The sequence below is a fragment of the Mycobacterium nebraskense genome (assembly GCF_002102255.1).
GTDB lineage: Bacteria > Actinomycetota > Actinomycetes > Mycobacteriales > Mycobacteriaceae > Mycobacterium > Mycobacterium nebraskense.
Genome location: NZ_LQPH01000134.1, coordinates 1 through 14,442 on the forward strand (window position 1 = coordinate 1; position 14,442 = coordinate 14,442).

6 protein-coding genes are annotated in these 14,442 nt (G+C 60.7%); all 6 read right to left on the bottom strand.

Features of this window, described 5'->3' with window-relative positions:
• Positions 1 to 72 precede the first annotated feature (72 nt).
• On the bottom strand, positions 73 to 4,305 hold the full coding sequence (locus AWC17_RS18060; protein ID WP_208618377.1) for a protein NO VEIN domain-containing protein: 4,233 nt from the start codon (positions 4,303 to 4,305) through the stop codon (positions 73 to 75).
• 79 nt (positions 4,306 to 4,384) lie between these two features.
• Entirely contained in the window at positions 4,385 to 4,804 is a 420-nt protein-coding gene (locus tag AWC17_RS18065; RefSeq protein WP_046182378.1) for a hypothetical protein, read from the bottom strand.
• A gap of 252 nt (positions 4,805 to 5,056) precedes the next feature.
• Positions 5,057 to 6,325: a hypothetical protein gene (locus AWC17_RS18070; protein WP_046182379.1), complete on the bottom strand. Its 1,269-nt coding sequence runs from the start codon at positions 6,323 to 6,325 to the stop codon at positions 5,057 to 5,059.
• Positions 6,326 to 6,392: 67 nt separating this feature from the next.
• Positions 6,393 to 8,672, bottom strand: coding sequence for a GmrSD restriction endonuclease domain-containing protein (locus AWC17_RS18075; protein ID WP_046182380.1), 2,280 nt, complete (start codon positions 8,670 to 8,672; stop codon positions 6,393 to 6,395).
• A gap of 14 nt (positions 8,673 to 8,686) precedes the next feature.
• On the bottom strand, positions 8,687 to 10,783 hold the full coding sequence (locus AWC17_RS18080) for a 3'-5' exonuclease (protein ID WP_046182381.1): 2,097 nt from the start codon (positions 10,781 to 10,783) through the stop codon (positions 8,687 to 8,689).
• Positions 10,784 to 10,895: 112 nt separating this feature from the next.
• Positions 10,896 to 14,429 (bottom strand): SIR2 family protein, encoded by a 3,534-nt coding sequence (locus tag AWC17_RS18085; RefSeq protein WP_046182382.1) that lies wholly within the window; start codon positions 14,427 to 14,429, stop codon positions 10,896 to 10,898.
• Positions 14,430 to 14,442: the final 13 nt, after the last annotated feature.

Here is a 14,442-nt window from a genome sequence, read left to right on the forward strand (position 1 = left end):
ATCTACCACGCCCTCCACGAACCCAGCAGAAGAACCAACGAACTCATTGCCTGAACATAGGAGCATCTGGTATCAAGACTTCTCGGAATCGTCGGACGCCGACCACGCACTCCAGCCACTATCGAAAACGAACGAGCCGGCTTTGGACATCGGATTCTGGATCGGGAGAACCTTGGCGCGCGAATCGTCCATAGCGAATTCCACTACATAGAGCCAAAAGTCGTCGCCACGGTCGGCATTCTCTCGGGCCTGGCGGCGCGACATCGCGACACCACGTTCAGCCCACTTGCCCAAGAGAGATTTGATCTCGATGTAGCGCGCCACGGAACCATCGGGATGGTGAGATGCCACATCGAAGCCCGGATTGTTGTGGGCCTGTTCTTGCGGATCGCGGCCGGCAGCTCGCTCGTAGGCCAGCACCCTGTCTACTCCCGCTCTATTCACCCCTGGGGAAACCGATTCCGAGGGGTCTGCACTCTGAACTTCGGAGCGCTCAGGTACGACGTATGAGAAGAAGCGGCCTTGGGGGCGCGACTCATCCACCGCGTTAACCTCCGGTGCGGCGACTTTGTTCGCGGAGCGCTTCTCTCGTTGACTCGGCGCGGTTTGGGAATCTGTTGGAGTTTCGTTGCTGCCACGGCTTCCCGAAGGTTTGCTAACGGTCGGCTCGTTTTCCGCCGACTGGTTCCTTTTCGGCTGTCTTGTGCGTCCTTCGGCCGATGGCGGACGGGCGTCCGCGCCGTTGTTCGGAACATTATCCTGCTGGATTGTAGGGCCTTCGGCAGCATCGATCGCCGGCCATTCCTCGATGGTTTCATCGTCGGTCTTGGGCCCCGACTCGGGTTCCGGTTGGGGAGTCTCCGTTTCAACCACGTCGTCAGAAATTGCAGGCTCATCGATTGTCTGGTTCTCTGACAAGAGCTCCTGCGCTGCGATGATATCCGCGTCAGAGATACCGTGCGCGGTCAACCACTGAGAACGACCGCGGGGATTCGTGAGAAGGATGGCGAAGCGATCACCCGCCTCTTCGACATCGATGTGGCGTGCAAGTTGCGACGCGAATGAGTACCAGTCGACCTCGCCTGTCTCACGGTCGAGCGCAAGGTATGCGGTACCCCGGTGCCCCCCGTACCGCTCGATGTATGAGGTCGGCGAGGCGGCAGTGCGGATCTCGTCGTCGAGCTGGTATTGAAGTGAAAGTTCTTGTACACAAGCGAGTTCCAGACAGTTGAGCTTGCGACTGATGTCGACCTGCAACGACGGCGACAGCTGTCCCGCGGCCGCTAGCAGCTGCGGCATCACAGTCTCGAGATCGGTCACGGTTCTTGGCTCGGCGATTGGATCGCGCCCTATGGCTTGTACTTCAACGAGAACCCTCTCCTCCAGCACGGGCAGATCCAGGACGTCAATCAGGTTCCTTGCAGTCCTGTCCCCGTCGTAGATCGGCACAAGGTCCTGCCATGTTTCCTCGGCGAGCCGGTCCGAAGTGATATAAGGACGCGGGTCGAAGACCGCGCTGCCGTCGAGTCTCGCTAACACGGGGATGTGCTGGGCTTCATCGGCAGGAATATCGCGGGCCACACTGTCGAGTTTCCGCATTGCCCACCGCGCAATGCTTTTCGCGCTCGTAGTAACATGCCCGGCCTCCTCGGCCTCGCTGTTCAGCCGATGAAGCACCTCGACCATGACGCGCGCACCGGGTTGGTCACCGTCGATGATGCCCAGCGCATGACACATCGATTGTTTGCTGAGCAAGCCTGGCGCCAACACCGGCAGAAAGTCGGCGATTGCGTCCGGTGCACCGGCGGGTAGGTGCCACAAGCTGCCTGGGACTTGTAGCGACTCCCCGCCATTCCTGAGCGCGGGAACCCACGCGCTCGACGTCAGAAGGTGCTCAACTAGCGATGGGAAGCGCCGACTGCGTGCACCGCTGTGTGCCGATGTGGTACAGGAGAATTCGGCCTTCAAGGTCTTGTCATAGTGACTCCAGTGCCGTCCGAAGCTGTTCCATAGGGTCGAGAGCTGCGCAAAGTCCCCTCCATTGATGATCTCGTCGAGCCGATCAATCCAGGGCGAGCTGCGCAACAACTGACTCCTCGGGTGCCCCTGACTACACCTCGACGCGGCTTGGTATCCAGGCGCGTACTGCCACTTAAAGTCCAACTGTGGGGAGGGTTTCGCGTAATCGGGCAGCGAGGTGTCCGAACCACCCCAACGAAGGTCGAAGGTCCGCGGCTTGTCCTCGACGCCCAGCCACGAGAAGAATTTGAACTCGCCCCCTCGCAAGTCCTGGTCATCGGGGCGAGGTTCGGCAAGGAATTCTTGTTGGTCGAACGGGCCGTAGATAGAGGTGAGATCGGTATCGGGCCTCCACTCCTTGCTGAAGTAGAGATGGTGCGCGGGAACCAGTGTCTGCTCGCCACCGTCACAGGCTGCCGCCCGCAATAGTACTGCACCGATCTCTTTCTCGACCGCAGCGTCATGACCACCCGACCCGTGATAGTCACGGAGTAGGCTCATGGCGTCAGCTCGTTGCGCGGGCTCCGCCTCCGGATTGGTCAGAATCGGCACAAGATACTCGATGATGACGGAACGCCACCCGAAGGTCTGCAGCCCAGCCCTTTTCAGCATGGCTTCGGTGCCGGGTACCTCGGGAAGGTCGGCAATGGGAACCGACATGCCAGCAGGCAAGTGGTGCTCACCGCGTGGTGGCAGGAACGCCTCACTCGGCATTGCCCACTCACCGCTGTCCAGACGGACGCAAGCCGTCTTTCCCAGCCAACTGCTTTCCCACGACGGCGCCCGATTCGACCATTCGACGAGGGCCTCGTAGTAGCGAGTAACCATCTCCTCGTCAGGGGGGTTGAGGTCCGCGAACATTTCCCCCCCGTCGAGTTCCTCGACCGCGAAGTCATCGCGCAGAACCTCGTGCTCGCGCCCGTTGGCATCCAGGTCAGCGTGCACAAGGCGGTAGGTGTCATTGGGCAACAGCGTTTGGAAGAAGGCGACGTCGATCACCGACCACGGCAGCATGTTCACCTCACCTGGCCGGCGTACCGCGCCGTCGGCGCAAGGAATGAACGCTGATTCAGCCAAGCGCCGAACCAGTGCCTGCCGTAAGCGTTTCGGCCAGCTTCCTCGGGGTTCCGGATACAGAACTGCAGCCGTAACCCGTGGATGGTTCTCAAAGCGCGTCAGTAACGCGGGTACGACATCATCCGCGACGAACCCCGCAAGCTCGTCGATCAACCATCCGTTGTAGCCGACCGTGTTCGGCGCGTTGGCAATCCGCAGGCGCGCAGCATCCAATTGGAAATCCGCATTGAGGATGATCGCAAGCCCGCTGTCTTCTTCCGTGGGGAAGTAGACGTGCAGAGGCTCGGACGCTTCGGTGGTGGGTAGGCCGTCATCGGCGAGGGGAACCGCCGCGAACAAGCGGACTGCTTCGACCTTGCCCCATGCGCCCCCGAGATCCGCGACCAGTTTGCGGTCGGGAATCTTCCGCTCGGTGCGGAAGACCAGAAAGTGATCGACTTTGTTGTGATGGCTCAGCAGCACCTCGTCACAGTCTGCACCTCCGTCCCGGTCGGTGGTCGCGACGAAATCCGCAGACGTCCCCGCGACAACCAACCGATCGATGTGGTCGAGGAACAGCAGTATCTGGGGGTGCAGAGTTTCGCAGAGAGTTTGATCGACCGTGTCGCGGCTGACTTCATTCTTGAACGGGAGCCGAATGACGGTTGTAAAGCCTGCATCCAACGCATCGATCACTGCACCGCGGTCGTCGCCTGCGTCATCGGGTGAGATGCGAAACGGGAAGGCGTAGTGTGGCACCGACGGAAGTTCACCCGGTGCACCCACGACGTCGTGAACCAGCTGTTGCGCGCGGGGTCCGTCGAAGCCGAACTGGACCAGTGGTGCAAAGATCTGCGGTGCCGATGTGATCTCCTTGACCGATTTGAAGCCCAACCCCTTGTAGCCGATGTTCTTGCGCGGATCTTTTGATGAGTTCGCGAAGCCGCAGATGGCCTCGACCTGATCAATTCCGAAGCCTGTGCCTTGGTCGGCCACGATCAGCGCTGTATTGGTCAGTGTGAAGGCGACGGTTCCACCCGACACGCCGCTGTCGCCGCCGGCATCGTTGGCATTCTGGATGAGTTCGAACGGGTACCGTCCGGCGTACTGGTCGCGCACCAGGTTCTCGGCGCTGGCACGTGCGGCGAGTGTCCTGAGCGCATGTCGCACCCGCCCACCGCGAACGTCGTCCCTCACCGACTCCAGTTCGTCGGCCAGCAGGCTTTCCACACGCTGATCGGGTGATTCTGTAGGCACTGCCCCCTCCTCCAAAGTGAACAACCCGCGGGCGTTCTGTCTACCCATGCGGTTAATCGCAGCTACCGCATGTCCCGGTGAGCGACAGTTGCATCCCGCAGCTGCAGAAGCCGGCCTCACGCCGCACACTGCGGGAGCGTTCACCCCCGGGACGCACCTGGTCCGTAGGATGCTCCACGTACCACATGCCCTTCCGGGAACTCGGCTGGCAGACGGCGCCATCGCCGGCGGTGCGGGCGACCTCGTCCGCGGACGTGAACCCGGTCGTGTACCCGTAGTAGATGTGCAGGTCGGGCAGGCCGTCGCGCCGCTTCGCTACGACATACGGCTTGTCGGACCTATCCACGGCGCGAAACTCCGCGATGCCGATGGCGGTGGTGAAGCGCCGGATGAATTCGTGGTTCTCCACGGGGATCCGCGCCTTCGCCAATGCGGCGAGGAGTGAGTCCGGGGGTTGCGCTGGTGTGGTCATCGCTACGGAGCATAGGCCGCAGGTACGACAACGCGGCCGACGTCCACCGTGGCTTATCGGCCCCGGGGACTACGAATCCAGGGGCGACCGCCAAGCTCTCAGGAGTCGGTCATTGTTTCGTGTATTGCTTCGCCGCGCACGCGGACGCGTGCCGTCAGCCCGCGAACGTTTTCGACATATGTGGTGTACGTCGACCGATTTGTACCCAATCCTCAACTGCTCGGTCGATCCTGATTAGGAAGCTTTGGAGAGTCACTTGTTCTCGACCTCATCGGAATCGTCTACCGGCGATGCGGCTTTTTCGGCATGTGCTTTGTCGGCGAGGTATTCGCCCATCAGAATCAATCCTTGTCCGGCAGCACCGACGGCCTTGAGGGCCGACTCTGCGACCGCGTCGATCACAGCCTCCGCCGCGTCTAGGACACTGGGAGTTTCGACGTTCGACCACTCCTCGACCTGGTGGCGACGGGCTTGGGCGAAGCGGTCCAGCTCGTCGCGAATGCGTGATCGGTGCTTCGCTAGTTCTCGAACCGAAAAAACACGGAACCCTTCGATGCGATCCGGTTTAGCGAAGTTGTCCAGCAGGTTCTTGGCTTCACGGTACAGCTTGCCGTCCTCGGCAAGTTGATGCCGGATCAGGCCGTTGAGGTCGTCGATTACCCGCTGTCGGTGCTGAGGTTCCTTGTCCCCAACGCGGGCTAGTCGCAGGAGCTGCCACCGGTACAGCGAATCCTCCGCGACCACCAGAAGGCTCAGGGTCTCACCAAGCTGCTTCTCCTCCGCTGCCGCGCGAAGCTTTGCTGCTCGGTCCTGCACAGGAAGATCGGGGTCGAACGAGGCCAGGATCTTGCCCACGTAATTTCGGAGTTGCTCCACGGTCACGGTGAGCCCGGGTCCCAAACTGGCCAGCGCTTCCCAGTCCGTGTCGGGAAGCACTCCGTGCTTATCGAGGAAATCCGTTGCCCGACGGATCGACAGGTGGTTGCCGAGTACGTCGCCTGTAAGTGACGCCTGGGCCAGGTGCAGGATGGACTCCACCTTTCCTTCAACCCGGCGGACAGCTTCCTCGACGTCGGCGATCGCCGCCTTGAGCGCCAGCTGGGTGGCGATCAACTGAACCGCCAGCATCTGTGGGGGTGCGATCTGCGTCGGAGCCCATTGCAGCTGTTGCAGGAATAGCCCATCACCGCCGCGCGTCATCATCCTGTAGTAGCCGTCAGTCCCCGGAATCCATTTGCCCACGCGCAGAGCGTTGACGCTGTCGGGATGAAGCTGCACAAACTTTCCCGAATCAGCGAGAATCCCTGCCATACCAGCCAATAGGCCGGCCGCGTTGCTGACCGAGGATTTATTAATACCGGCCACCCGCATTGTCTTGCCGGCGAACGTCTGCAGGCGTGACAGGTAGGCCTCGACAGCTTCCGGATCGCCGGCAACCAGGAGGCCGCCGGGCTGAACCGATACCGCCACTTCATCGCTTCCGACCGGCGCTGGAAGGTTGTCGGGGCTTTCGTCGGACACGGCTACTCCTGCTTCTTGGGTTGTCGATCTTGAATAACGAAAGAGCTTTGCATTACAGGCATTTCACTTATGAACTGTCCTCACGGGTGTAGCTGAACTTCGCCAGCCGTCGCTGCGCAATCGCAATCTCCTTCTCGCTGAACAACTCCGAAAACCTCGGTTCGACTACGAGGGCTTCGACGGTCAGGTCCAACCGCCCACGCTCCCACAGTTCGGCGAACCCATCCGAGATTGCCCGGGACGCCAACAGCTTGTGTGCGGTCTCTTTCGGCCCGTATTGCGACAGCATGCTCAGGAAATAGGAAGCGTTGTACCCCGCCTCTGAACGGCCGCGGTCGTACACGGCCTTCATCCGTTGCGAAAAATCGGCTTCCAAATCGCTTATCTGCGAGACATCGGTGACCTCGGCGGCCGGCTCATCCGGCTCACCGGCCGCAATGGCGCTCCGGTTTTCGACGAACCGCAGCAGTGCGTCCACCGAGGTAAAGACTCGTATGTTCAATTCTTCGAGGCGAGCCAGATCGGCGTCGTCGGGGTCGAGTTCGAGGACGACGGGATCTCCCAGCTCCTCTTGAAGACCCTTGGGCCAGAAAGCTTCAGCGACCGCAAGCACAGTGCCGGTATCGGGGTCTGGGATCTCCGCATCGACTTCCGGCTCGGCATAGCCTCTGCGCCTCAGCTCAGCCATGAGTTCGCGCAGTTGCTCACCTCGGGGGTCGTCGATGACCTCTTCGGCGACCTCCAGACGTTCCAGGATCCGATCGTCATGCGGCCCCTCAGGATTGCGCAGACCCTCCAGGAACGACTGCGCTGACGCCGCCAATAACTCGCGGCGAGCGGCCAGGAAGTCGGAGTAGCGTTCTACCCGCCACAGATCAGGATCGGTCGGAATCCACTGCGATTCGAGAACGCCCGGATGCTTGATCTCGACCTCCGGAAGGTACTCCGCAGGATCGCGCATACCGATCTTGATGTTGGTGTCCTGGGTGAGGAAACAGAAGTTCGCGAGCGCGTTGATCTCGTTGCGGTCGAATCCGTGCTTGCGTAGCAGTGCCTTGGGAAAGATGTGGTGCACCTGTAGGGACGTGAGCTTGCCCAACAGCTCGGCCCGCAACTCCAACCCGCTGCCGAAATCGCGGGCGCCATCAACGCGGGTCAGCAGGTACAGCATTGGATAGAACCGCGAACCGCGGGTGGAGCCCGCGAAGTCGTCGGGGCCGATAGCCAGACGCCCGCCTCGGACACGTTCCAATGTCGCGATCAGTGCGTCGACTCCGCCCCGCTCAGCCGCCTCGTAATCCTGCTGCAGGTAGGTCTCCGTCGAGCCGCTAAACCGACCCCATAGTGCGGAATGTACGTACCAGTAGAGAACCTTGTCGCGGTGTGTGCTGTCGGTGAACCCGCCGCCGTTCAGTTGAAGCAGACGGGTAATGACAGGCGTCGCGTAGCGGCCCATCAGCACGCGGTCGTGGTCCAGGCCCAGGCGCCCGGAAGCCGCGTCGAGGAAAGTGCTGATGTGGTTTGCCGCCTTACCCAGGGCTCCCTCGAAATCGGCGGCGGATACGTCAGTAAGGGAGGAGAACAACGCCCTGCCGGTCGCGACCGCCGTTGCGTTCCGTAGCAACCAGTCCAGCGAGAACCGGAATCCGGCTTTCTTCCAGCGGTCCAGGTGGTCCCGCAGTTCTTTTCGTGCATCCGGCCACTCGGCGCACAGCTTGGCCAGGGCGAGGTCGCCCTTCGACAGCTTGGTGCCGCCGGAGTTGACCTTGTTGAAGATGTCGACGACCTCATCGACCGTCTTGCCCGCGCCGGTAATCTTCTCGGAGTTGAAGTCGCGGTTGGTGATTTGGGTGATCGTGTTCAACCGATCGATGTAGGTGTCGAGCGTGTTGTCGTCGTCGACCTCGGGGAAGGCTCTGAGGTACTTCGTCGGTCCCTTGCTGAACAACTCGGTGACGTTCACCCAGGTCGGGTCGCCAGCCATCTTGGTGGCGGCATAGAACTCGAAGGACTCCGTGTCCACATTGAAGTACAACCCGGTGAAGGCGGATTTGTCGCCCTCGAAGAATGGTGGAGGCGTACCGCGGATGACCCCGTACAGGGACGTGACGCGCTGCTGGCCGTCGAGCAGCAGTTGTCGGGTGCCGCTACCCACCGCGGCGCCCCGCACGGTGATGTCCTCCGACATCGTTTCCCACATCAAAAGTCCGCCGACGGGGTAGCCGCGGTACAGCGACCGCATCAGGCCGCGGACCTGGTCGCGGTTCCACACGTATCCGCGCTGAAACTCCGGGAGAAGCACAACGCCGGAATCGATTTCGTCCAGCAGCGTAGATAGGCGGGTCACTCAAAATCTCCTGTTCAGTTCTTCTCAAGTGCGGTCAGAAATGGGCTGGGCTCGCCGTGCCAGGTGACGAGCAGTTCCTCGCGGGCGCGGGTACAGGCCACGAAGAGCAGGCAGCGTTCCCGCTCCAAATCTTGCTGATGCGTTTGCTTGTCGTCCTCGATCGGGGTGACGGCGTTCGCCGCGGGCACCAGCTTGGCGCTGACACCGGCGACACACACGCAGCGGAATTCCAGGCCTTTCATGCGGTGCATCGTGCCGATGCGGGCGGCATCGTTATCATCCGAAGCCTTCGCGAGGTCGACAGTGTCGATCCCGGCCGCCTTGAGTGCGCGTTCGATCTTCGACGTCAACCACTTGGCGCGAACAGCGATTCCGATCTCTGAAGGTGCGATTCCATTGTCGATCCACTTCTTGGCAGACGCGGCAATGAATTTTGCCTCCGCCTCAGCACTTTGGTGCCCGGTCAGTGTCGGCCGCTGCCCGTGCACATAGGACTTGCAGCCGGCGATGGAGTCCAGCCCGCCCTCCATGTCATCGATCGCTTCGCCGCGCAGTAGGCCCAGGCTCCAGCCGAGTATCTCGGCGGTGGTGCGGTAGTTGATATTCAGCCGGGACGACCGGCCGGTGATGTTGATCCCGACCTCGCGCAAGCTGACTCGATTGTCGTAGATGCGCTGGTGGGTGTCGCCGGCGATGAACATGTCGTCGGGTGCTTCGGCGACCGAGGCGCGCAGCAGCCGCCACTGGTCCGGGCTGAGATCCTGGGCTTCGTCGATGATGATGTGGCGGAACGGTTTCGCCGACGATTCCTCCAGCAGTCGTGTCGCTTCGCGGCGGATGGTTTCGTGCGTCCACACGCCCTGCTGGGTAAGGGTCTGTTCAAACTCCCAGATCGCCTGCCAGACCTGGGCGCGCTGGACTGGCCCAAGCGCGCGGCCACGTCCGGTGCGCTTGGCGGCAAGGTAGGCATCGGCGGTGCTGATGCGACGGGCCAGGACCACCTGCCGCCATTCCTCGGACAGGAACACCGCGGTGAAGGTGAGCCCCAGGTCGTCGATCAGCCCGGCCCACAACGCTTTCTCGTCCTCGGCGCCGAGCAGGTGTGGTGCGCCGTGGGCTTTTCGGAAGACACGGTGGGCAATCCGGTCGACGTGTGATACCTCGATGCGGCTTTCGGCTTCCTCGTCCTCGACGAGCATGTCGACGCCGGATTGCAGAGTCTCGGAGAGAGTTGAGGTGAAGGTGGTGACGAGCACTTTGCCGTTTCCGCGTTTGGCGAGCATGTTTGCCCGGTGCAGGGCGACGACGGTCTTGCCGGTGCCCGGGCCACCGGTGACTCGGCCCGGCCCTTTATAGGCGGCGTCGACGACGGCGCGCTGGGTCGGGTGCAGATATACGCGCCAGGTGGCGAAAGGATAGGCGAATACATCCATCAGCTCATCGGGCCCGCTGACGAGGACGACGCGATCGCTGCTGCGCAGGATGGCCGCGTCTATGTCCTCGGTGTCGACGGGGTCGTTCAGAATCTGCGCGCCAAGATCTGTCCACACCTCCTCGGGAGTGAAACCGGCTGCGAGACCGAACAACACATCCCACTGTGTCTCGGGCAGAAAGGATTTCGCCGCGTCGAGTTGGGCGGCGTCGGTGACGGTTCGCGCGAACGCGAGCACTTTCTCGTCGATGCCGAGCATGGTTAGCTCGCCGTCTTTGACATGGGCGAAGATCGGGGTGCCCGCGTTCTTGGCGGCTTCAGTCATTTCGGGGATTTGGCGGTCGAGTTCGGCTTCGTCGCGGATCTCGATGCCGCCGGTGGCAGAGTTGACCGAGACATTGCTGCGCTGTGCCCACGCGTAGGCGTCGTCGTGGTGCAACACCTTCAGCAATGTGTAAACGTCGCCGGTGATGGGGGCGAGCACGATGCCCCGCCAGGCCTGGTCGATGCGGATGGACCGGAACCGAGGGTTGCGGGCGTTGGCGATCTTCTCCAGATGAAGCCCGGCGTGGGTGGCGGCGTCGAACTCGTCGAACACCTCGGTGACCCGTTTTACGACGGGCTTCTCCATCTTCGCGAGGTCGGTGATGAATCCCTTGTCGATGGCTAGAGTTGGCATTCATCACTCCCAGACTGTTTCCGAGTTCGAAACTTGAGAAACCGGCTCATCGACGCTGGCGTGGTCACGACGCACGTCATCGAGGACACCGACCCAAAGCGCCGACTCACTTTCACTCCACCTGAAATCCCAATGCCAAGGCAGCCTCGGCAATTTCCCGCAGGGCATCGGGTGAGACGCCACAATCCTTGAACCTGCGATAAACGCGCTGGACGTCAAGAGCGTCGTAGAACTGACCCGTTGTGGCCCCCAGCAGGGAACCGACCAACCGAGCAAGGTTCTCCGGCTCACATTCCATCCGCTCGTCTCGAAGTTCGTGCAGGAACAGATTGTGCATATCCAACCCAGCCGATGGCACTCGAAGGAGTAAGTCGATGGCGGCACCCATCGAGTCAGATAGGTACAACACCCACACTGCAATAGCGGAAACTTCTTCAGGCGCAAGCGCTTTAGGAATGCTGCGTATGCGATCAGTCAGGTAGTCGCGAATCCAGCGACCCCATTGGGCATCGGAAACAGCCGGGTCGAGCGCTCTGAGTTCATGGCCGACGTCCTGGGCCCATTCGACTAGGTCCGTGGGAGAACAGGCCGCGACGAAGCTGTTGATCCACGTACCAGGGTCGACACCAGATTCCACCGCAATCTTGGCAAGGAGCAGAGGCAGATTGCGTGAGGCCCGAGGAATAAGTTCGTGACGATGACCGAGTGCCTCTATCAGTAGGTCGAGGAACCCATCCGCCAAGAGTTGATCGCTCCCTCGCCCATGCGAAAGGTAACCCGTCCAAGCCATCCGAGCTATGCTTGGGTCGCTCCAGTCCAGCATCGGCATCAAGAATTGCTTGCACCATTTTTTATCGGCGGCGTGGAAGAACGCCAAGTAGGCGCTGAAGACGGTTCTCGCGGCTTCGCTTCGGCTGTCGTCGTGCGTACTCAGCTCTACGAGATAATCAGCCAAGTCGGGTGGGATGCCGTTCCAGCTATCGGCGGCATCCCGCCAGAGATGACCGACTCTGTCCACCCAGTATGTTGCCAACTGGCCTGCAGGGTGGTTGATCGCGTTGGTCAGGAAGTCATTGCCATCCGAAAATGCGCGGGAGGTTTGAGGATCAGTTGCTTCCCAGCACATCTGGGCGAGTTCGACACTCTCGTCGAATCGGTGCCAGCCGAGTGGTTGACTCTGAGAGCCGAAGCCGCCGAGCATTGCGGTAACCTGCCTGATGATCGGCTCAAGTTCGAGATGCGATATCCGCGTGAGTATTTGGGGAGCGATGGACTCATCAGCTGTTTGAGCCCAACCACGGACAACCGCATTCGAAATCTCCTCGTGTCCCAATCCGATCGAATCAAGCAGCACGAAGCCATCTTCTGGGTATTGCTGGGTGAGAGCGCTAATCGCGCCAGCGAGCTGCTCCCAACGTCTCTGATTCTCCCACCCAGCAGTCTCTGCCTCGCAGGCGATCAACGCGCCCACCGTTGCGGCGGGCTCTTCACCGAGTTGTTGGTGCAGCTGTTCGATCTCCATGGGCGGTGACATGTCCCATGCCGATGGTTCCTGCGAACTGCTGCCATCATCTTGTTCGGCGATCTCAGGATGAGACGACGCAAGGGTCGCAAGTGCTTCGTCCATCCCTGCCAGGCTTGGGTTGGCCTGCTTAATGGAGGTTAACAAGGCAGCAGCGCGCCACGGCCCGTACATGTCATTCCCAGAATGTGCCAGAAGATCATCGATGAGCGCTGTCACGGATTGGTGATCCGCTGAACCGACTGTATCGGTGATAAGCCGGGACGCCTCGGAGCGTAGATCAAGAGAGTGTAGCCATCCAGTGCTGAGGAACCATTGCAGCTTCTCTGACGAAGTCTTGTCAGTGCGGCACGTCCAGCCATGTATTGCTAAGCGGCGCAACAACACTACATCGCTGTCGGCCCACGATTCGAGGTATCTATCGGCTTCTGCATTCTGTGCTGCAAGAAGTGACTCAAGGGATTCTCGTGCGGCATCGATGAGAAACCCCAGCGGTGTGCCCGGTTGGTGGTCCTCCGCAATGGAAATGGCCGGGCGCCATAGACTTGGGCGCTGACGATCAGACTCGCCTGCGAGGGTGAGTTGCAAATGTGCCCGGCGAAGGTGGCGATCCATAACCGCAAGAAGCTGGCTAGCGTATTGATCGAGGAAGGGCCGGTACACCGTGTCCCAACTCAAGCGAAGTAGAGAGTGGTTCTCTCGGGTGGTTGCTTCGAAGGTCGCCCCAAAGTGTCTTCCGGAGGCTACAACGAGGGGTTCGGTCAGGTAGTCGAAGAGGAACAACGCTGTTTTTGGGTCGCTAGCCAGAGTTGTGTCGTCAAGTATCGATGCGAGAAGGGTTACCTGAGAACGGTTTTCGTGCCGTCCTGTGACGAGAAGGAGCCAGCGCCGCATACGTTGTGAGAGCGGGCCTTTGTGAAGTGAAAGCTGCCGGCATATCGCAAACACAAAGTCGTCAACCAGATGCGGGCCGGACTCAGCGACTATTTGGAAGGCGACGTCCGATACGTCATCATCGTTGACGTAGTTGTCGGCGAACCACCGTGCAAGAGCATGCGTGACATCGGGGTCCACGGAAGGTGCCGGCCAGAACAACGTGGCGAACTCCGGTCTGCCGGAAACCCATCGAAGCCACGATTGGCCACGCGCGAACTCCGTAAAGAATCGTACTGTGTTCTTGTCGCCTATCACCGTTTCGAGGTACGACACGGCATCAGGGACAGGTGATGGATCTTGTTCGGCTACTAGAGCTTTCACACGGGCACGGTGGCCCAACAGCCCTTCGGAAGCTAGCGCGGCCCAGTCGTTGAGCACCACTGGCTGATCGTCGTAGGAACACTCGATTGGTGTGATGCCGAGTTGTCTCCACAGCGGAGAATCCGCGTCAGCGGTTAGTGCGTAGCGATTCTGCGACCTGCCGCCGAGTCCTCGTGCGAGATACTTCATGATCGTGTCGTTGTGGCTGTAGCCCACGAAGAGGACCGAATGTGTAGCAAACATGCGGTCGAGGAATCGGGCGGCCCAGGCGTCGGTCAAGTAGGCCTTGCCGAAGTCCTCGTCCGTACAAACTAATCGTCGGCTGTCCTGATCCAACCGCCCGTGGATATACACAATGCCGGTGAAGTCATCGCCCATGGGGAGTGCGGGGGCGAGGTACTCGGTGGCCTCATCGCCGAGCTGCGTAGAAAGGTGGTGGTCGTAGTTCGTCGTGACGATGCGGATGGTCGATGCGGATGCGAGTCGGGCTATTGCTTCGTGTAGCGGGCTCGGCTGCGAGTCGGTCTTCGAAGCCAGTTCGTGTACACGCTGGTGTACGTCGACCCCGTGATCGTCATTGATCTTGCCGAGGATTTCGTCGAGAGGTTGGTTGTCAAGATCGTCGTCGGTGAATCGGCTCTGCAGATTGCTGGTGGCCCGGATTTCTTTGACCAGGTCCTTGAAGCTTGGCAGTGCCGACGGCTGCGGGATCGATGCACCCGCCCCGACGAAGATGACTAACTTGCCCGACGCGTGCGCCTCGATGAGATCAATCGGAAGATCAGTGCCGTTCAAGTACATCTTGCAGACCCGGCCTGTGTGCTCAACATAGTTGAGGTGAAGTACGAATTCGGTTTGGTCTGCCATGGAACAGGCGGCG